Annotated in this window: 18 protein-coding genes; 9 read left to right on the top strand and 9 right to left on the bottom strand. The window is 43.5% G+C overall.

Annotated features, from left to right (window positions below; all coding sequences use genetic code 11):
- The first annotated feature begins 20 nt into the window (after window positions 1-20).
- Window positions 21-1,097 carry an AmmeMemoRadiSam system radical SAM enzyme gene (gene amrS / locus LNL84_RS11690; protein ID WP_244357508.1) on the top strand — a complete coding sequence of 359 codons (1,077 nt, stop codon included), beginning with the start codon at window positions 21-23 and terminating at the stop codon, window positions 1,095-1,097.
- Between the two features lie 86 nt (window positions 1,098-1,183).
- Here the strand turns inward: amrS and LNL84_RS11685 are convergent, their stop codons facing one another.
- The 4 genes from LNL84_RS11685 to LNL84_RS11670 form a co-directional block, all read right to left on the bottom strand.
- On the bottom strand, window positions 1,184-2,422 hold the full coding sequence (locus LNL84_RS11685; RefSeq protein WP_244357505.1) for a quaternary amine ABC transporter ATP-binding protein: 1,239 nt from the start codon (window positions 2,420-2,422) through the stop codon (window positions 1,184-1,186).
- Window positions 2,419-3,315, bottom strand: coding sequence for an ABC transporter permease (locus LNL84_RS11680; protein ID WP_244357502.1), 897 nt, complete (start codon window positions 3,313-3,315; stop codon window positions 2,419-2,421). The genes LNL84_RS11685 and LNL84_RS11680 overlap by 4 nt, the downstream gene beginning before the upstream one ends.
- Before the next feature lie 80 nt (window positions 3,316-3,395).
- The gene (locus LNL84_RS11675; protein ID WP_244357499.1) at window positions 3,396-4,406 is read right to left on the bottom strand and encodes an ABC transporter substrate-binding protein; all 1,011 of its coding nucleotides are present in this window, start codon (window positions 4,404-4,406) and stop codon (window positions 3,396-3,398) included.
- Window positions 4,407-4,942: 536 nt separating this feature from the next.
- Entirely contained in the window at window positions 4,943-5,131 is a 189-nt protein-coding gene (locus tag LNL84_RS11670; protein WP_244357496.1) for a hypothetical protein, read from the bottom strand.
- A 304-nt stretch (window positions 5,132-5,435) separates the two neighbouring features.
- Between LNL84_RS11670 and lhgO the strand changes: the two genes are divergently transcribed.
- The 5 genes from lhgO to LNL84_RS11645 all read left to right on the top strand — a co-directional run bounded on the left by lhgO (window position 5,436) and on the right by LNL84_RS11645 (window position 10,874).
- Window positions 5,436-6,674, top strand: coding sequence for an L-2-hydroxyglutarate oxidase (gene lhgO, locus LNL84_RS11665; RefSeq protein ID WP_244357493.1), 1,239 nt, complete (start codon window positions 5,436-5,438; stop codon window positions 6,672-6,674).
- Window positions 6,675-6,863: 189 nt separating this feature from the next.
- The gene (locus LNL84_RS11660) at window positions 6,864-7,979 is read left to right on the top strand and encodes a phosphoserine transaminase (protein ID WP_244357490.1); all 1,116 of its coding nucleotides are present in this window, start codon (window positions 6,864-6,866) and stop codon (window positions 7,977-7,979) included.
- Window positions 7,980-8,105: 126 nt separating this feature from the next.
- Window positions 8,106-9,275 (top strand): 3-phosphoglycerate dehydrogenase family protein, encoded by a 1,170-nt coding sequence (locus tag LNL84_RS11655; protein WP_244357487.1) that lies wholly within the window; start codon window positions 8,106-8,108, stop codon window positions 9,273-9,275.
- 155 nt (window positions 9,276-9,430) lie between these two features.
- Window positions 9,431-10,321, top strand: a complete 891-nt coding sequence (locus LNL84_RS11650) for a patatin-like phospholipase family protein (protein WP_425244305.1) — start codon at window positions 9,431-9,433, stop codon at window positions 10,319-10,321.
- A 73-nt stretch (window positions 10,322-10,394) separates the two neighbouring features.
- Window positions 10,395-10,874, top strand: a complete 480-nt coding sequence (locus LNL84_RS11645; RefSeq protein ID WP_244357484.1) for an aminoacyl-tRNA deacylase — start codon at window positions 10,395-10,397, stop codon at window positions 10,872-10,874.
- Window positions 10,875-10,981: 107 nt separating this feature from the next.
- Here the strand turns inward: LNL84_RS11645 and LNL84_RS11640 are convergent, their stop codons facing one another.
- Together LNL84_RS11640 and LNL84_RS11635 are read right to left on the bottom strand one after the other, a co-directional pair.
- Complete coding sequence (locus LNL84_RS11640; protein WP_244357481.1) at window positions 10,982-12,793, bottom strand: ABC transporter ATP-binding protein/permease; 1,812 nt, start codon at window positions 12,791-12,793, stop codon at window positions 10,982-10,984.
- Between the two features lie 168 nt (window positions 12,794-12,961).
- Complete coding sequence (locus tag LNL84_RS11635) at window positions 12,962-13,696, bottom strand: HAD-IIB family hydrolase (protein ID WP_244357479.1); 735 nt, start codon at window positions 13,694-13,696, stop codon at window positions 12,962-12,964.
- Between the two features lie 270 nt (window positions 13,697-13,966).
- Here LNL84_RS11635 and LNL84_RS11630 point away from each other — a divergent pair, with 270 nt between their 5' ends.
- A complete protein-coding gene (locus LNL84_RS11630; protein ID WP_244357477.1) occupies window positions 13,967-14,635 on the top strand; it encodes a glutathione S-transferase in 669 nt (222 codons plus the stop codon).
- 152 nt (window positions 14,636-14,787) lie between these two features.
- Window positions 14,788-15,447: a nitroreductase family protein gene (locus LNL84_RS11625; protein WP_244357474.1), complete on the top strand. Its 660-nt coding sequence runs from the start codon at window positions 14,788-14,790 to the stop codon at window positions 15,445-15,447.
- 6 nt (window positions 15,448-15,453) lie between these two features.
- On the opposite strand, the gene LNL84_RS11620 is transcribed toward LNL84_RS11625, so the two are convergent.
- On the bottom strand, window positions 15,454-16,404 hold the full coding sequence (locus tag LNL84_RS11620; RefSeq protein ID WP_244357472.1) for a LysR family transcriptional regulator: 951 nt from the start codon (window positions 16,402-16,404) through the stop codon (window positions 15,454-15,456).
- A gap of 248 nt (window positions 16,405-16,652) precedes the next feature.
- On the opposite strand from LNL84_RS11620, the gene LNL84_RS11615 reads away from it, so the two are divergent.
- Window positions 16,653-17,708: an alpha/beta hydrolase gene (locus LNL84_RS11615; protein WP_244357469.1), complete on the top strand. Its 1,056-nt coding sequence runs from the start codon at window positions 16,653-16,655 to the stop codon at window positions 17,706-17,708.
- A 176-nt stretch (window positions 17,709-17,884) separates the two neighbouring features.
- Here the strand turns inward: LNL84_RS11615 and LNL84_RS11610 are convergent, their stop codons facing one another.
- Together LNL84_RS11610 and LNL84_RS11605 are read right to left on the bottom strand one after the other, a co-directional pair.
- Entirely contained in the window at window positions 17,885-18,751 is an 867-nt protein-coding gene (locus LNL84_RS11610) for an alpha/beta hydrolase family protein (RefSeq protein WP_244357468.1), read from the bottom strand.
- Window positions 18,752-19,098: 347 nt separating this feature from the next.
- Window positions 19,099-19,590: a VOC family protein gene (locus LNL84_RS11605; protein WP_244357467.1), complete on the bottom strand. Its 492-nt coding sequence runs from the start codon at window positions 19,588-19,590 to the stop codon at window positions 19,099-19,101.
- Between the last annotated feature and the right edge of the window lie 826 nt (window positions 19,591-20,416).

Here is a 20,416-nt window from a genome sequence, read left to right as displayed (position 1 = left end):
TTTGAGGGAAGAGGCATTCGATGGAAACGAGCGGTTACCATACGACTAAATACTGGCGGCAACTTGCTGACGGTCGGGTTCGATGCGAACTATGTCCAAGACTATGTACACTACGAGATGGCAAGCGAGGTGCGTGTTTTGTCAGGCTGGCCCATGAAGGCGAGATTGTTCTTTCTACCTACGGCCGCTCTAGCGGGTTTTGTATCGACCCCATTGAAAAAAAACCGTTAAACCATTTCTATCCTGGTAGCTCAGTTCTGTCATTTGGCACGGCAGGGTGCAATTTGGGGTGCAAATTTTGCCAAAACTGGAATATCAGTAAATCTCGAGAGATTGATACACTCGGTAGTAAAGCGTCTCCGCTGCAAATTGCCAGTGCGGCGAAAAATAATGGTTGTGACAGTATCGCGTTTACTTACAACGATCCGGTAATCTTTTTAGAGTATGCAGTGGATACGGCTCAAGCTTGCCACGATGTTGAAGTGAAAACCGTTGCCGTGACGGCAGGATACATTTGTGATTCCCCTCGTGAGAAATTTTTTTCTGTTATGGATGCAGCCAATATCGACTTGAAGGCGTTTAGCGAACGCTTTTATCGAAAGCTATGCAGTGGCCAGCTCGCACCAGTGCTCGAAACCCTGCAATACGTAAAACAGGAAACCGACGTTTGGTTCGAAATCACGACGCTATTGATCCCAGGAGAAAACGACAGTTCAGATGAGCTTGATAACATGACCCAGTGGATCATGAATCACTTAGGGCCAGATGTCCCTCTGCACTTTTCTGCTTTTCATCCTGATTTCAAAATGTTGGATAAACCCAGAACACCGAGCTCGACACTCATTAAAGCAAGAGAGATTGCGCTCAAAAACGGATTACACTACGTGTATGTGGGTAATGTTCATGACGAAGCCTGCAGCAGCACTTATTGCCCAAGTTGTCGCCGTAAATTGATTTCCAGAGATTGGTATGAAGTGGGAGTCGTGGAAATTACGCCTGAAGGGTTATGTGGCCATTGCGGCGGCCATATCGCAGGGCGGTTTAGCAAGCAATCAGCCGCTTTTGGTCGGCATCGTATTCCGATTACTATTCGCTGAGAAGTATGGTGTTAACTTTGATCTAAAAAGCCGAAGAAAAACTCCGGCTTTGCTTAGTGACTACAGCTAATGATTAGTGTTAGTTGTTAGGCAGCATCATTGCTTTTCTTTTCTTCTGGATCGTCTTGATTGCTTGTGGGGGTGTCACTTAGCACATCCGCGAGTGTAGACTTAGAAAGGTGGCCTTGAAGATCGCCTTTTTCATCGACAACGGGCAAAGGATGATCACTGTCTAGTGTTTCTGGTATCACCTCTTCAAGCAGAGCATCGTTTTTCACCGCTGGAACATCATCGAGTAGGGTCGAACAAATCTGTTTGTCGTGATCCTTTTTCTCAACTTGTTCTAAGGTCTCTTGAGTGATAACACCCTGATAGCCGTCATCATTGACAACGTAGCCGTAATCTTCTGAAGAACGTCTCATTTGTTTGAGAGCACCACCGATAGTTTCTGCAGATATGCGTGAAACCTGTGGTTGCATAACGGTTTCTACCGTGAGCGCTCGAGCTCGATTAACGTCTTTAACAAACGCTTCGACGTAATCATCAGCAGGCTTAAGTAAGATATCAACAGGCTTACCTTGCTGTACTACAACACCGTCACGAAGAATAGCAATGCGGTCACCGAGCCTTAACGCTTCATCTAGGTCATGGGTGATAAAGATTATGGTTTTATGCAAGGTTTCTTGCAATTCGATAAGCTGATCTTGCATTTCACTGCGGATTAGAGGGTCAAGGGCAGAAAACGCTTCGTCCATCAAGAGAATATCAGCATCGGTACATAATGCGCGAGCAAGACCTACACGTTGCTGCTGACCACCTGACAATTGCATAGGGTATTGTTTTTCGTAGCCTTCTAGTCCAACAGTGTTGATCCATTGTCGAGCTTTCTCAAGCCGCTCTTGTTTTTCTAACCCTTGGATTTGAAGACCGTAAGCAACATTATCAAGAACAGTTTTGTGTGGTAGTAGCCCAAAGCGTTGAAATACCATCGACATCTTATGACGGCGGAAGTCCTGAAGCTCTTTATTAGATAGCTTCATGACGTCTGAGCCATCAACGATGATCTCACCTTCTGTTGGGTCAATCAATCGGTTAAAGTGACGGATAAGTGTGGATTTTCCAGAGCCAGATAAGCCCATAATCACGAAGATTTCACCAGGATAGATATCAAGATTAATGTCACTTAAACCCAGAGCATGGCCCGTTCTGGCCAGCAACTCATCCTTTGACTCACCGTTTTTTACGTCGTCTAAATACGTCTTATCTTTAGGACCGAAAATCTTGTATAGATTTTTAATTTGAATAATAGGTTCAGTTTTGCTCATGACTCTCTACCTCTTAGATGTGACTGGGTACGTTTTGCATAACTTTGAGTCACACGGTCGAAGATAATGGCTAGGGCTACGATGGCGAGCCCATTAAGAAGGCCCAAAGTGAAATATTGGTTGGTGATTGATTTCAGTACAGGTTGACCTAAACCTTTAACACCAATCATTGAGGCAATAACAACCATCGCGAGCGCCATCATTATCGTTTGGTTAATACCCGCCATAATGTTAGGCATAGCAAGAGGGATCTGAACACCGAACAATCTTTGCGTTGGGCTTGCTCCGTAGGCGGTCGCAGCCTCTAAGACCTCTTTATCGACTAGACGTATTCCTAAGTCTGTTAACCGTATTACTGGCGGGATAGCGTAGATAACCACAGCAATCACGCCGGGTATTTTACCAATGCCAAGCAACATTACGACGGGAATGAGGTATACAAATGCTGGCATTGTTTGCATGATATCGAGTATCGGCGTGATGATTGCCCGAGCCTTATTCGATTGCGCCATGGCTATACCGGCGGGAATACCTATGGCGATAGCCAATAAGGTCGAAACGAGAATAATACTCATGGTTCGCATGGTATCGTCCCACATTCCAAAAAAACCAATTGCAAAGAAGGCGACTCCGACACTTGCACTTAGCTTCCATGAACGACTGGCCGCGAAGGCGAGTCCGACTAGAATGGCAATAACAATCCACCAAGGGGTAGAGAGGAGTAATTTCTCAAATCCGATAAGAAAGCTGAGTAGAGGGTCGAATAGAGACTCGATAAAGTCACCGTACTCTCTGGAAAAGTCTCGATATGCTCCATCGAGGGTTTTACGAATTTGCAGTAATTCTTTACGGTCGAGTTGAGGTATTTCGCTCAACCAACTTGCATCTGACATGTTACTTTCCTTGTGCCAAAAATTTGTATGATCAAATGGGGATCAAAAAAGCCCAGCGAGGTGCTGGGCTAATATCGTTTTTATAATTCGTCGATTGCTTTCTGTACTTTCTGTGCAACGTCTGCTGGCAACCAGTTTGCCCAAGTTTGTTTATACTCGGTCATGAAATGCTCAGCAGCAAATTCACCGTCAGCTTGCTCGTCTTCCATCCAAGCTAAGAGTTCATTCATTTGTGCATTAGTAAATTCACGTTTTGAGAAATACGCCATAGCGTCTGCAGATCGTGCTGCAAATTCACTTGTTACGACTGTTTCTACAGGTGATGGCGGATACATTGTCGCTTTTGGCTCTAGACAAGTTTCTTGAGTTACACACTCTTGAAAATGCTTCTCGTCTACGCCACTACCAAAATCCACTTTAACCATTTTGTATTTACCCAAAACGGCTGTTGGCGCCCAGTAGTAACCTAACCAGGCTTCGTTACGCTCATACGCTTTAGCGATTGAGCCAGACAAGCCCGCACCTGACCCTGGATCGATAACGTCGAAGCCTGAGTTATCAAGACCTAGTGCACGCACCAGATTGCCAGCTGAGATCTGACAGTTCCAGCCAGCCGGGCAAGAATAGAACGCTGACTTTTCAGGATCTTCAGGGTGTTTAAAGAGTTTAGCATTGGCAATCACGCCTTCAATGGTTGCAAGAGATGGGTCTTTCTCAACCATGTATGCTGGAACCCAGAAACCTTCCTCACCACCGTTAGTCAGTGTGGTACCTGCGTATTGGATTTGGCCGTCTTTGACACCCTGGTCTAAAGCGTCTTTCATTGAGTTACTCCAGAATTCTGGAGCAATGTCAGGTTGGCCTTTCGACATCATTGATGCGCCAGTAGGCATCGTATCACCAGGAACAAGCTCGGCATCACAGTCGAAGCCGTGTTCAAGGATAAACTTATCAATGTTGGCGATAACGGTTGCTGAGTTCCAGTTCATGTCAGCAATAGTGACAGTGCCACATTCGCTAGCAGAAGCGATTGGAACACTCGCAGAGAGTAATAAAGATGAGTACAAAATGCCTTTGAAAATTGGTTTCATAATATCCTTCCATGAAAAAATTCGTAAACAATTATATAAAACTTAAGGACAATCACGAAACGAGATGCTACTTATTGCCAGTTTTGAAGGCATCTGGTGGCAATTTGCACGAAATATTGCGGTGTTAAATACTGCTATTGTGTAAGTTTTGGTGAATTCCACTTCATTATTGAACGCCGACAACCCAATGACACCTTAATATGTTTAATATTAGAATAATTTATAATTTTTGGTTATTAAAGAGGGGGAAGTTGGTGATAAAGAGAATATAGAGGCAAGAAAGTGTGACCTTACTCACAACGCTTCCTTACGGAAGGTGCCTAAATGCGGAAGTAGGTACGATTTTGTAAGTAGAAGCTCAGCTAGACAAATGAAATGCCATTTAACAAGCAATAGGTCGGTAACCACAAAGCCGGTAACAAATACTCAGAGACATCCATTGGCGGGATTCTGTGGAATGATTTTTACATCACTTGACGTCTCAGTAGATTGAAACCAGCGTAGGTAACGTTACCGCCATCTTATTAAACTGACATCTAGACAGGGGAATGATATTGGCTATAGATGTCAGACAAACTGCGTAACTTCTTATTTTTAGGAACACGCATTGGCTCGTCAAGCTGCTGTATGGCTTTTTCGTGAGCCCTGGCTGATTCAACGAAATCAGGATTTGATAATGCTTCTTTGCGAAGACGGTTAATGCGTTCTAATCTTTCATGCAACATAACACCACCTCAATTTTCTGTATATAAAAACAGTGTAGTAACCACTGTTTATTTGTCCAGTATTTTTGTTGGTTTTGCTGTTAATTGGCAATATTTCAGTGTCAACATGAGCCCAAGGAGGGAATCTCGAGACACATGTTGCGTCTGACTACCACTATTTAAAGGCGACGAAAGGGCTTGAATGATTAAGAGAAAACGGTTTGATTTGTGTACTGCAGCACCGAGTGTAGCGAATGGCAATGGAACTGACACAAATTGGTGAGTTTAAGACGTAGTGATCTTTAGTGGCAATGGGTGAAGGTGCATGAGCGAAAAAACAGAACCGGTAAAATTTGACGTGGTCGTGGTCGGTGGTGGCATTGTGGGTACCTCCACCGCTTGGCAATTAAAGCAACGATTTCCGAACAAGTCGATACTTTTGATTGAAAAGGAATCGAGCTTGGCTATGCATCAAACTGGACATAATAGTGGTGTGGTTCATGCGGGTGTCTATTACCCACCAGGGAGTCTTAAAGCCGAATTTTGCAAACGTGGAGCGAAAGCGACACTTGAGTTTTGCAAGCGTCATGATATCGCTTATGAAAATTGCGGTAAATTGCTCGTAGCGACTAATCGACTTGAACTCAAGCGAATGAATTCACTGTTCGAACGCTGTTTGACCAATCAGATTGATGTCCAGTTGTTGACAAGCTCTGAGCTGCAACATTTAGAGCCAAACGTCCAGGGGTTGGGCGCTATGTTGGTAAAGTCGACAAGCATTGTCGACTATGGAAAGATCACACAAAAAATGGCAACGGAGTTTGAGCGTATCGGGGGGCAGATTCGATTGGAAACGGAATTAGTTGGCATTGAAGAGTTGCCCGAGCGAGTGATTTTGTCTGGACGCTCATCACAAGGAAACGTGACCATTACCTCACATCAAGTCGTCACATGCAGCGGTTTGATGGCCGATCGCGTTGTTCGCATGCAAGGTATTAAACGACGTTTTCAAATAATTCCGTATCGTGGAGAGTATTATCGATTGCCCAAAGAGCATAATGATGTAGTAACCCATCTGATCTACCCTATCCCTGACCCTGAACTACCGTTTCTAGGGATACATCTTACGCGCATGATTGGCGGGTTTGTCACCGTTGGACCTAATGCCGTTCAAGGCTGGAAAAGAGAAGGGTATGGTCGAGTCAACTTTAGTTTGCGAGATACGTTTGAAATGCTAGGGTTCGTAGGTTTTTGGATTGCGACGTTTACTCACCTAAAAGTGGCTTTAGGAGAGTTAAAAGGCTCCATCTTTAAAGCGGGTTATTTAAAGCAAGTAAACAAATACTGCCGTGCAATAAAAAGAAAAGATCTGCAACCTCACCCTGCGGGGATTCGAGCTCAAGCTGTACTAAAAGATGGTAACTTGGTCCATGACTTTTTATTTGAGGAAACGCCTCGTAGTTTGCATCTTTGTAATGCCCCCTCGCCGGCAGCGACATCTGCCATCCCCATAGGTGAATATATTTGCAACAAAGTAGAGATAAAGTGCCAATTGGACAAGTAAGCTGCCATTGTGTTGCGAGAGCTCTTTTCCAAAATGTCGAACCGTCGTCGTTTTAGCGAACATGTTCAATTTACTGCAGCTCCCAATTTTAAAAGAATAGTACGATTTGTATTGCAAGTAGGGGCGCTTTATTGAGATGATTTTGAATATATATTCAGAATTAGTTTTTACTTCTAGGCAGGGAGGCTTATGAAACCACAAGTTAAACCCCAAAACCCCAACTTTTCATCGGGACCATGCTCTAAACGTCCAGGTTACGATATTAACCAGTTGGATATATCGACGTTAGGGCGTTCACATCGCAGTAGTATTGGCAAAGCGGCTCTAGCGCAATCGATAGAAAAAACCAAAGCATTGTTGGGTATCCCAGATGACTACCGAGTCGGAATCGTGCCCGCATCTGATACAGGTGCAATGGAAATGTTTATGTGGTCGGCACTCGGTGAGCGTGCCGTTGATGTCTTCCATTGGGAGTCGTTTGGTTCGGGTTGGTTAACGGATATTGTTAAACAGCTTAAATTGCAAAATGTGAATTCTTACCCTGCACCGTATGGTGAGTTGCCCGATTTTAGTCTAGCCAATCCAAATCACGATATGGTGTTTACTTGGAATGGTACTACCTCGGGCGTGAAAGTACCGGATGGTGACTGGATCAGTGAACAACGTCAAGGTTTAACCATTTGTGATGCAACTTCAGCCGTTTTTGCTATGCCCATGCCGTGGGAAAAGCTGGATGTCATAACATTTAGTTGGCAAAAGGTATTGGGAGGCGAGGGAGCTCATGGTGTCTTAGTATTAAGCCCAAGTGCGGTTAAGCGACTGGAGTCGTATACACCGCCATGGCCTTTGCCAAAAATATTTCGTATGACCAAAGGTGGAAAGCTGATCGAAGGCATCTTTAAAGGTGCAACCATTAACACACCTTCCATGTTGTGTGTGGCTGATTATCTTGATGCGTTAGATTGGGTTGAGAAAATCGGTGGTGTAGAAGCATCTATTGAGAAATCATTCAATAATCTTACTGTACTGACGAACTTCGTAGAGTCGAGAGATTGGATTCATTTCTTAGCGAAAAATAAAAATGAACGCTCTAACACGAGCGTTTGTTTGACTTTAGACGCAACCGACGAGCAGGTAAAAGCATTGATTAAACTGCTCGATGACGAAAACGTTGCTTTTGATATTGGAGCCTATCGAGATGCTCCTGCAGGGCTGCGTATTTGGGCTGGAGCAACGGTTGAGTCGATAGACTTAGAAAATTTATTGCCCTGGCTCGATTGGGCTTATGCACAAGTCACTAAATAAATTCAAAGCACCTGCTTGTCAGGTGCTTTGTTGTCTCTGGCGCAACAATAAGTAATGGTCAGTAGTGGGACAGGTGAAGTGACTGAGAAGTAGAAAAGGATTTTCAACTTAAGGTGAAACGACACGATGAAACTCATTAAAACCTACAATGCAATTTCTGCGAAAGGGCTTGATATATTTCCCCGAGATCAATATGAAGTGTCCAGTGAATGCAGTCATCCAGACGCCATTTTACTGCGTAGTCAAAAATTGCACGATGAACCAATTGCAGACAGTGTAAAAGCGATTGCTCGCTGTGGGGCAGGCGTTAATAACATTCCCATTGATAAATGTATCGAGAAAGGCATTGTGGTGTTTAATACACCAGGGGCCAACGCAAATGCGGTTAAAGAGTTGGTATTGACCGGGTTATTGTTGGCATCAAGGGACATTAAAGGCGGCCTCACTTACGCAGACAGTCTGACACAAATATCAGATGCTGGCGAGATGGATAAACTGCTTGAAAAAGAGAAAAAGCGCTTTTCGGGATCTGAGATCCGCGGTAAAACCCTTGGCGTTGTAGGTTTAGGCGCAATTGGAGCATTAGTCGCAAATACTGCAATTGATCTGGGTATGAATGTGATCGGATTTGACTCTGCGTTAAGTGTTGAAGCTGCGTGGCGACTATCAAGTGACATTGAGCGTGCAGAGAACCTTCAATCCTTAGTCGCGAAATGCGACTTCGTGACTGTACATGTACCCGCGCTGGAAACGACCAAAGGAATGATCAATTCCGAGGTGTTGGGTTCTGCGAAGAAAGGGCTAGTGTTATTAAATTTCGCTCGTAAAGAGATTGTCGATACAGATGCCGCCATCACTGCTCTTGAGAATGGTCAACTTAGCCAGTATATTTCGGACTTTCCTACACCTTCTCTTATTGGGCGTGACAATGTGATATTGATGCCTCATATCGGCGCTTCTACTTCCGAGGCTGAAGAAAATTGTGCAGTAATGGGTGCTCAGCAACTTATTGATTTTATTGAAAATGGCAACATCGTCAATTCTGTCAATTTTCCAAGGATAAAACTCGAACGAACAGAAGGGTATCGAATCACCTTTGCAAATGACAATGTACCCAAAGTACTTGGGCACGTATTGTCGATGTTGGCAGATCTCGATATTAATGTGCTCGATATGCTCAATAAGAGTCGAAATGAAGTGGCCTACACGATATTGGATGTCGAGCAAGAACCAACGGCAGAGTTACTATTTGCTCTCAGTGAAGTTGAACATGTCTTTAATGTTCGAGCGTTGTAGTGAGTCATTATAACGATTTCCGCAATGTAAAAGTCTGGCGAGTCACGCCTGACTTTTTCACACGCTCTAATCATTAAAGGGACGTTAGCAAGCCATTTGTATTTTTTAATTCAAGGCTTAATAATTGTATTAAATCACATTTTTAACCCAAGAAGATGAATTCTAATAAACAAGCCGATGAGAGCGCACAGATGGTTGCTGAAGACACCTCGCACAGAAAGCATGCACTAGTGGTCGAAGGTGGCGCAATGCGTGGTATTTTTTCAGCGGGCGTGCTTGACGGTTTTATTGATCGTCACTATCGGCCATTTGATTTCTGTATTGGCGTCTCTTCTGGCTCGACGAGTCTAGCTTCTTGGCTCGCCAATCAACGAGAACGAACTTACGACATTATTACTCACTATTCGTGTTCCCCTAAGTTTATTAACTTTAGGCGTTTTGCGATGGGGGGGCATTGGCTCGACCTTGATTGGTTATGGGACATATTGGCGCAGGAGCATCGATTCGATATGGACGCTTTTACTGCTCAGTCAATGCCCTTTTATATCGTCACGACAGAGATTGAATCGGGTCGGGCCGCTTACATTCATGCCAACTCGGAAAATATTGAACAAGCCTTAAAGGCATCATGCTCAGTACCGATAGCTTATCGTGACTATCCAGTTCTCGATAATATTGCCATGACTGATGGTGGTATCGCCGATTCCATCCCTGTGTGCAAAGCGTACGAGATGGGAGCTAATGAAATTACGGTGATTCTTTCTCGACCTTTGGGTTATCGCAAAAAGGTCACCAAAGCGCCGTGGCTGATAAGAAGGGCATTTAAAGAACAACCCCACTTGGCCCAAGCTATGCTAGAACGCGCAGAGCGCTATAATTCTGCGATCGATTTTATCAGTAACCCCCCTTTAGATTGTAAAGTTAACGTTATCGCTCCACCGAAACATTTTGCCGTGGGGCGTCTGACTACAGACCAAACTAAATTGCACGATGGCTACAATATGGGGCTGGCTTTGGCGAACGTAAATCAACTTTCTCCCAAATAGTGCCGCTCACAGTTGGTCGGCTCTCGAGATTATTTCTATACTCATAATGGGTCCTAGAGATACGGAGGTTTGTATGACTATTGCAACCCGACTAGACCGATACTTACATAGTCATGATATACAGTTTCAGACCGTACAACATAACCATAGTCATAGCTCGATGCACAGTGGCGTGACTGCTGGCGTGCCATTGGTCAGCCTCGCAAAAGGCGTGGTACTTGAAGACCATGAAGGGCGCCATGTTATGGCTGTATTGCCAGCGAATAACAAGATTAGTTTGTCTAGGGTTAATGACGAACTCAATGCAAGTTTCCATCTCGTTAAAGAGCAGCAAGTTTATCAGATGTTTGGTGATTGCGATCATGGTGCGGTGCCACCTATTGGCAGTGCTTACCACATGTCTACAGTATGCGATGAGATGCTGACTCATCTTGATTATGTTTACATAGAAGCAGGTGACCACGAGACCCTGCTTAAGTTAGATAGAAATGCGTTTAAAGAGTTAATGGGGGAGAGTAAATGCTTTAGATTTAGCAGCCAAATATTCCATTAATGCATTTCCATCTGCAACCGATAGCTAAAGGCTTTTACACTTTCAACTTGAAGGAGTAAAAGCCTTTTTAGTTATAACTCGCTGTCTTTACTAGTTTGTGGTTTGGCTTACGGGCTCATATGCTTAAATTGCAAGTCGACCAAACGTTGGTACAACTCGCAGCTTTGCATGAGTGACTTGTGATCGCCAATATCCACCAGTTTACCTTGCTCTAACACGGCGATTTGATCCGCATGTTGAATCGTAGATAAGCGGTGAGCAATGATGAGGGTCGTTCTGCCGCGCATTAGCTCTTCAAGGGCTTGTTGAACGTGATGTTCACTTTCACTGTCGAGGGCGCTTGTCGCTTCATCAAGAAGCAGTATTTTGGGATCTTTCAAAATGGCTCTGGCTATTGCGATGCGCTGACGTTGCCCACCAGACAGTCTTACCCCTTTTTCACCTAAAAAACTGTTGTAGCCCTGAGGTAAGTTAGAAATGAACTCATGGGCATGTGCTTTTTTAGCAGCCTCAATGACTTGTTCGTCGGTAGCCATTGGATCGCCGTAACGAATGTTGTGAAATACATCATGACTAAATAGGGCGGGTTGCTGAGGCACTAGTGCCATTTGCTGACGCAGATCGTTAGGGGAAAACTGGCGAATATCGATGCCACCTAGTGTCACTTTCCCTGCTTGCGGGTCATAGAAGCGCTGCAGAAGTTCAAACAGTGTGGTTTTTCCAGCTCCAGAAGGGCCAACTAGCGCCAGGACTTTGCCTTCCGTGGCCTTAAGGCAGAGCTGCTCTGTGGCGGGCAGGTCTGGTCTAGACGGATAGTAAAAAGTGACGTTATCAAAACACACTTCAGCGGATTCCACATTGGCAGAACGGATGTGCTGATCTGGAGCCATAATATGACTTTTGACTTGAAGGATTTCGATCAACCTTTCTGTTGCGCCAGCGGCGCGTTGTAATTCACCAAGTACTTCGGAAATGGTGGCGAGTGATGAAGCCACCATGATGGCAAAGAAAACAAACGCACCTAGGTCTCCAGCGGACATCGTGCCATTAATAACATCACTTCCGCCAACCCAGAGCATGCCAGCAATCGCACTAAAGACGATAACAATGACACCTGAAATCAAGATAGCACGTTGCTTTACTCGTCGTCGTCCAATGTCGAAGGCTTTTTCTACTTCAATGGAAAATGACGCTTTTTCTTGAGCCTCATGACTGTAGCTTTGTACTGTTTTAATATGCTCTATGGCTTCGCCTGCGTAGCTGCCAACATCTGACATTGAATCCTGGCTTTGGCGCGACAGTGCTCTTACTCGACGTCCATAAAACAGTATCGGAACGAGAATAAAGGGCACCGAGGCCAATACAATCAGAGTCAGCTTAATGTTAGTGGCAAACAGCATGATAATAGCGCCAATGCACATTAATGCGCTGCGCATCGCCATGGAAAATGAAGAGCCAATAATGCTTTGCAGTAACGTCGTATCGGTGGTGATTCGCGACATTATGTCACCACTACCATTGGTCTCAAAATAGCTTGGGTGCAAGGTGATGACGTGATTAAACACAGCAAGACGAATATCGGCGCTAACTCGCTCACCTACGGAGGAAACTAGATAGAAGCGAAAGAATGTGCCAATAGAGATCAGTAATGTCACTATTAAAATGAATTGTATTGCGCTGCCAAGTTCCTCTACCGACTGTTGAGAGAATCCGTTGTCAATTAATATCCTGACGCCATGACCAACAGATAAGGTCAGAGAAGCAGTAAAGATCAGAGCGATCAGTGCGGCAATGACCTTCCATTTGTATGGCCGAATGAACTGCGCTAACTCAAATAGGATCGCCAAATTTTTACTTTTTGCAGTGGATGTTGAGCTTTGAGGCTGTGGTATTTCGGATATTTTGGGACTCGATTCCATGTGTGCGCCTACTATTCGTTGTTCTAAAAGGGCTATAGGTCAGTGGTGTTAAATTAAGCCGAGATAAGCAAAAGACCTAGCCGTTAGTTGATCTCTAAGCTATTTGGAATCAAGGGCAATAGCAACCCCCGAGCTTCAATTAGAAACGTTGTGAACAACGGATAACGGTTACTTATCTAGATGAACACTTTGCCAGTATTTCAACCCTTCCAACACGCCTTGAGCATGTGTGGCTTTGCTTGTATAGACATGATCAAGTTTTGTTAGGTGTGCGACTTCCTGATAGTGATTAGCCACTAGAATTGAGTTCACTCCACTGATGGTCAGCATTGACGTATCGTTAGCTGAATCGCCAGCAACGCATACTTCTTCGACAGACAAACGGTGCTTTCGCATTAAATAATGAATGGCCGATGCTTTATTAATACCCTTGGGAGTAATATCGAGAAACCAGTCATGAGAGTAAGTTAAATCGACTTCTATGGCATATTGCTGGAGCTGATGTGCTATGGCGACGTATTGCTGATGATTGAGTTTACCCTCAAAGGTAAGTTTGTAATCACCTTGATGCTGTGCGTTACAATCGCCAAGAAAGTCAATACTTTGTAAAGCCTCTTGCACTGAGGATTTGTTCCACTTTGCCTGCAGTTTCTCTTGCCATTTGTCATCTTTTATAAGATCGTTATCGTGATGAATTTGGGTACCGACATCACTGATAATGCTTCTTGGGGTAGGGTAGCTATTCGCAGATAAACCTTGCTTGATGGAAGGAAGTGTCCTTCCGGTAGCAATGACGAATGATACCCCCGTTTGCTCTTGGATATAGCTGGAAAATTGTTCTACTCCTGCAGATGGCCCTCCATCGAGCGTCCCATCAAAATCACACACCAACATTTTTATCATGATTACTCCAAACGACTAAAATCCATAAGTAAACAACATGGCGGCAACGCTACCAGATAGTTAGATTGTCCTATCTGAGCGCTTGTGGCAAGAACAGAGACATTGATAAAGGTGAGCTATCTCCCACGTATCGATATGGTTCAGAAATAGCTGAACATTTCATCAAAAGAGGTTTAGATAATGCGAGTGGTCATAGAGCGATAACGCATTAGACTACATTTAAATTTATATTATTGTTTTTATGAGCATTTCAATTTTGTAGGTGAAAGTATGGCCAATTACGCTATCCCGATACTCTATTCACTGCAGCATTGCCCTTATGCGATGCGCGCTCGAATTGCGCTGATAAAAGCGAAGCAATGCGTTTTGATTCGAGCTATCAAGCTTTCTAACAAGCCAGGTGAAATGTTACAGGTGTCCGCCAAGGGCAGTGTCCCGGTTTTAGTGATCAGCGATGATGTCATCATAGAAGAGAGCCTGGAAGTGATGCTTTGGGCTCTGGCGCAAAATGATCCAGATGATTTACTTCATATTAAACAGGCTAACGCGCTGCCAAGTATGATCAATACAATCCTTGAATTTGAGGCTGAGTTCATTCCTCTGCTCGAAGCTTACAGCTGCGCCAAGCGTTACCATGACGATAATCTCTGTGACCGTCGTTTAGCGTGTCAACGGTATCTGCAGAAACTTGAAGAGATACTTCAAGTACAACCTTTTCTATTTTCAGACAAGGAAAGTGTACTTGATATTGCCCTAATGCCATTTATCAGAAAGTTCGCTCGAATTGAGAAAAAGTGGTATCGCGATAGCCCGTATCCAAATTTACGAACTTGGTTAGCGCGGTATTTACAAAGCTCTTTATTTTCTAAAGTCATGACAGATCATGAGCTGTGGCTTGAGAGGCGCAGCGATATCTATTTCGGTGGTGAGAAATTATAGGAATCGGAGTAGATTATGGACATATTTCTCCATAGTGATTGGTTCATGGTGCTCTGTTAGTTTGAGTGATAGTTGATTATCTTTGTCGCATCAACAACGCACAAAGCAAAGTTTTTGTTTGGTGCATTTGTTTCATTGTTTAGGAAAAAGATATGACTCACCCAATCATTGCGGATTTGAACTCACGTTACACGGCAAAAAAATACGATGCGACCAAGCGAATTTCAACGGAAGATATGGACGTGATCAAAGAGTCACTTCGTCTATCGGCTTCTTCTATAAACTCTCAGCCCTGGAAGTTTATCGTATTAGAAAGTGAAGAGGCAAAGGAGCGTTTTCACGGTACATTTTCGAACATGTTTCAATTTAACCAGCCGCATGCAAGGGAAGCGTCACATACGATCCTGTTTGCTCACAACCCTAGTTTTGATAAAGTACAATATCGCAAAGTAGTCGACGCAGAAGTCAGTTCAGGTCACCTTCCTGCCGAGCGTTACAACGACATGTTGGAAGGTGCTTTTGGGTTTGTTGAATTAAACACCGATGAATCTGGCTTTAACGGCAATTGGACCAAAGCACAATCGTACATTGCACTGGGCAATACCCTACATACCCTGGCACGTATGGGGATAGCATCAACTTCAATGGAAGGTGTGGACGCAAAATTAATTGGTGAAGAGTTTAAAGATGAACTCGGAGGCTACGTGTGCGACTTTGCGCTTGCACTTGGTTACCCTAAGCTGGATGAAGACTACAATTATGGTTTACCAAAAGCGCGTCTACCGCTAGAAGAGATCATCACGGTCCTTTGATCTCGACTATGCAGGATACAGGTGATTAAAATTGGGGATATGCTTTTCCCACAAAGGTGTATCCCCAACATATTGTTGAACCGCTTTGATAAACTCTGTAACCAAAGCGGTTTGTTTTCTATGAGGATATAGGGCGTATAAGGCCAGTCCTTGAGTCGAAATTGCGTAGTCCGTCAACAGTGGTTTTAGGTTCATCTCTTCTATTGAACAAGATAAATTAGACGATGCGATTGTTGCGTATCCCAAGCTGTCTTTCACAGCACTAATTAATGTACTCACATCATTAACTTTATAATTTCCCTTCATTTTGTAATTATTGAACGTTGTACTCCCTGGTTGTTCATTTAATTTTACCGTATCAACGGTTAAATTCCCGTTGCTGTAAATAACAGAAGGTAAGTTCATGAGCTCTGTTGGCGTTTTAGGGTCTCCGTGCAGCGCAATAAAATCATGTGATGCAAGAATTACGGGCCGTATGTCGGCAATTTTTTTGGCGATTAAGCTTGAGTCATCCAGCCTTCCTAAACGAAAGGCCACATCAAAATGGTCAGAAATGATATTTGAGCGTTTGTCATCAACCATTAGATTCACCTCGACCAGAGGATAACGTTTCATAAACTGGGAAATCACAGGCTGAAGGTAATGTTGACCGATATGTATTGGTGACGTGATACGAATACGGCCTTTGAGTTCAGTATGATAAGAGCCCGCGATCGAGTGTACGTGCTCGAGGGTAGTCACTAAATGGTGGGCTTGTTCAAGGATCTCTTCCCCAGCTGGTGTGAGTGAAAAAGCACGAGTGGAACGATTTAGTAGTTGCACTCCCAGTGCCTTTTCCAGTTTTTTTATTTGTTTAGATAGAGATGAGTTGTCCATATCGTGCAGTGCAGCCGCTTTGGTAAAGGAGCCTTGTTGCACGACATCAATAAATAGAGAAAGCTGATGAACCAGAGACATGAAATACTCTCATTGTAAACAAAGGGATGGCAAACGTATGATAGTAAAATAGCACGTATTGAAAGTAGGTGTGTAGTTTAGGTTAGAGCTGTAGCTTTGTTGCAAGCTGGTAAGCCCCAATTTCACCAGACCCTGCTCTGATTTTGGGTAGAGGATCTTAAAATAGCAGGCCACATCAAGTATCCCCACGCATATATGTTAGATTGTTAAACAACTTCGAAACTTTCTCTAAATTAATAACACTATCGATGAAGAATAACCGTTTCGCTACGTTGCTACTTATATGCTTTACAGCGATGAATTTTGGTTGCAAACAACAAGGAAATGGCGAACCCAACCTCAGCATTGGTACACCAGTGGTTAGTGCAGAGTCAGCTTATTTGGTATTGGTTGAAAGTGATATTGAATACGCTGATGGTCTTGTTCATGACAATGTAAGCACATCCCCTTTTGCTGCGCCGCAAACACTTGATATTTACTATCCAACAAATGATCACGCCGATAGGCCTGTTTATATGTTCATTCATGGCGGAGGCTTTCAATCAGGTACGAAGACGAAACCTGAAATTATCGATTTGGCTAACTATTTTGCATCAAGAGGCTGGGTGTTTGTATCTGTCGATTATCGTACCGCTGAAGACTTAGGAACAATTACAGGTAAAACGACAGAAGAGCTATTAAGCTACTATAACGGTATTGCTCCACAAGAGTGGATCGAATATGCCGTGCAAACAGCGGAATCTCCAGATCAAGTAAAAACCAGTACCGCGATGTACACCGCGCAAAGAGATGCAAAAGCAGCGCTTCGCTGGATTGTTGCTAATGCAGATAATTATAACGTAAACCCCGATTACATTACCGTGGGTGGAGCCTCGGCTGGCTCCATCACAACGATTGCTTTAGGAATTTCCGATAACGAGGATTTTAGAGACGAAATATCTATCAGTGACGATCCTACTCTTGTGACTACCCATTTAGACCAGAGTTATGTTGTACAAAGCATGGTGTATTATTGGGGTTCGAACGTAAAATTGGACTTGTTTGAAAATGTGTATGGCCTAAATCGATATGACAGTAACGACCCTGAATTATTTATGGCCCATGGTACTGAGTACGATGCCGTAACTCCTTATGCAGAAGCCGTTGAATTGCAGGATATCTATAATGATTTAGGCATTTACAATCGACTTGAGACGTTAGAGGGGTATGGTCACGGCGCATGGAATGCACAAGTCGATGGCAAAGGTTTATCTGAACTTTCTTTCGACTTTCTTGTTAATAGACAAAACTTAACCGTCCAGTAGTTGGTGCCAAGAGACTTCGGGTAGGCGCGTGCGAGGTAGGGCGCGCTAGCTCCCCCCGATAACAAGGGTTTGTCGGGGTCACAGGACCAACGAGCTATCCTCGGTTAAACACAGTTCTTTAAGCCTCCAGTTCTTGTTAAGAACTGTCTAGCAAGCCTTAACATATTCTTCTCGCTTCAATGTTCAAACCGAAGTTCTGTGATTTGCGAATTCAATACTTCAAGTTTTTCTTTCGGATTATTCTTAAGAGAAAAATCGAAAAAAGAAATAATGTAGTAACTCATTTGTTCGTGAAATCTTTTAGCTAAAGCGCCATCTGTCCAGGATGAATGCCTAGCTCTCTTGAATATTTGCAAATACTTTGATGGCTTCGTTTTGTCAAAGGTGCCGTTTGGTTCAATTAAGCCTGTTGATATTGGGCGGTCTTTAGAACCACCTTGATAAAGGGTTTTAACGTTCCTAATGCTACTCATTCGTCCTTGTACCGCATAAGGCTTATTCCATGGAGAGAGTAGAGCAACAGAGTTGATTTCAATCCGTTTCCATGAATCCCAACCACCAGAAAGCCCCATACAGGTATAGCCACCCATAGAGTGCCCGGCGCAACCCACTTGTTTAAATGTCTCTATGTACTGTGCATACTTACTGTGAGGCAGGGCATCTAGTACCGTATGAATGTCGTCTCTTCGATTATTGTTGGTATGTTCTGTCCACTTTTCCGGGGTACGCCAAGGCGTATCCGGAGTTGTACTGCCTGAAATGCAGTCCGCATGTTTTGGGGCAACGACGATATAACCAGCATTAGCAAGACGCCCCTGGATACCAGAGTAATCAGCTGGGCACCCCCCCATCCCATGGGAAAAAATTATGAGTGGATACGTGTCGTCATCCGGTCGACGAATTTCAAGCTCTATATTTTCAATTGTATCGGTAGTCAAAATCTCACCAATGACGGGGGGCGTTTGTAGCGTCAAAAATAGTGCGCTCAAAACCACTATTTTCTTTAGTATTGGTTGCGGTTTGGTAATGGTAGAGAAATTCACCTTTTATCCTTAACGTCTTTATGAAGAAGTTGGAGCTATCGCTCTGCTTCTTTACTTACCTAGTGGCTGTATGCTCATTCTGCTACTGTAATGACATCTAACTGACTCTTACACCATAAGCTAGAAACAGGTTTTGAAGCAAATGAGTTGACCACTACAAACCCTTTTCTTGCCTCACCTCGCAATCAAACATACGATATCCCCTGAAAAAGGGGATCTTCTACAGCGCGTTAGTCCTCAGCTCAAAAATAATTGTGCTCCAAAATCATATCGATAGTAAAACGACAATACCCACGAGATCAGATATCCAGTGGGCATTGATAATGTCTATTTAGCGAGTGAGAGAATTACTCGTAATCAGAAGCGTAAGTGTCTTCGTAAGAGTGAGAGTAGAACTCAAATAGGTTACCAAACGGGTCTTCTAGGTACACCATTTGTGCTTGCTTAGAATCATCTTCTGGGTGATAACGGTGGATATCCATGCGCACTTTACCGCCAAACTCTTCTACACGCTTGATTGCTGATTCAAATTGTTCTTTTGGTAGTTGCAGACAAAAGTGGAAGATACCTAGGCGAGAGAAGTCAACTTTGTGACGCTCTTCACGGTCAACCATTTCGAACATTTCAACACCAATACCATCTGTTGTTACTAGGTGAGCGATGTTGAAACCTTTGAAGCCTTCACCGAATACCGCGATACACATACGACCGATTGCAGATTCGCGCTCTTCGATTACCTTAGTGTTATTCATTACAACGCGAAGGCCTAGTGCTTTAGTATAGAACTCTACCGCTTTGTCCATATCGCCAACCATGATACCTACGTGATTCATTTTCATAACTTTCTCCAAAAAGTAATTTAATTATTTGTTTCGTGTTTCGTGTTTCGTGTTTCGTTTCGTTTCGATGTGGAGAAGTATAGGAGAGGGGAATGAATTTAAAAAATTATCATTGGTTATAAATATGATAATTAAAATTTATAATTGGACGTTAATACCGCTTTGTATTAATAAACCTAAGGTAAATACAATTATGTTCATAAGTGAGTTGAGTTAATAGATCGGCAAGACGGTTCTGTCCAAGTACCTAAACACAAGATAAAGGCAGTTATTTACCACCACAAAAGTAACCGTCATTCCTTTGAAAAAGTGAATCTTCTTAAGCGTATTATCGGTAATTCATTTCTATTTAAAGCGAGTCATGTGTTATGGAAGACGCTCGTTATCAAGAGGATGACGACCGGAATAAAACGGTACTATTTGGAGCACATTGACAAACAGTGTATTACTTAAAGGCCAAGATTGGGGAGGGGTTATGAGGGCGTTAAGGCTGAAAATAAAAGGGCGATTTTCCATAAGTTAGCGGGAAATCGATCTAATTCAGATACTTAAAATAATAGAGTTAGCTGGTTGGGTTCACGGGTTTTTGATAAAGGCTCCGGCGCCTTTAACTTTTCTTGAGCTCTCAGTTGTAGGCATAATTCTTAGTTGAACATGTCTAAATAGAAAGTGTGGTTCACAGGGTTATGGTTGTTGTAACTCAACGTATTTCTTCGAAGTGCCGTTTCGATATAGAGAGCACGGCTCTCATATGTCTATGGTTGTTGTGTTTTCGAAGTTCTAGTTGGTAACTAGCAAATGGCTCTCTTTTGTATCAACCCACCTT

This window comes from Vibrio gelatinilyticus (genome assembly GCF_022836845.1).
In the GTDB taxonomy this organism is placed as follows: domain Bacteria; phylum Pseudomonadota; class Gammaproteobacteria; order Enterobacterales; family Vibrionaceae; genus Vibrio; species Vibrio gelatinilyticus.
The sequence above is the reverse complement of the archived record's forward strand: the minus strand, read 5'-3'. Positions and strand labels throughout refer to the sequence as shown.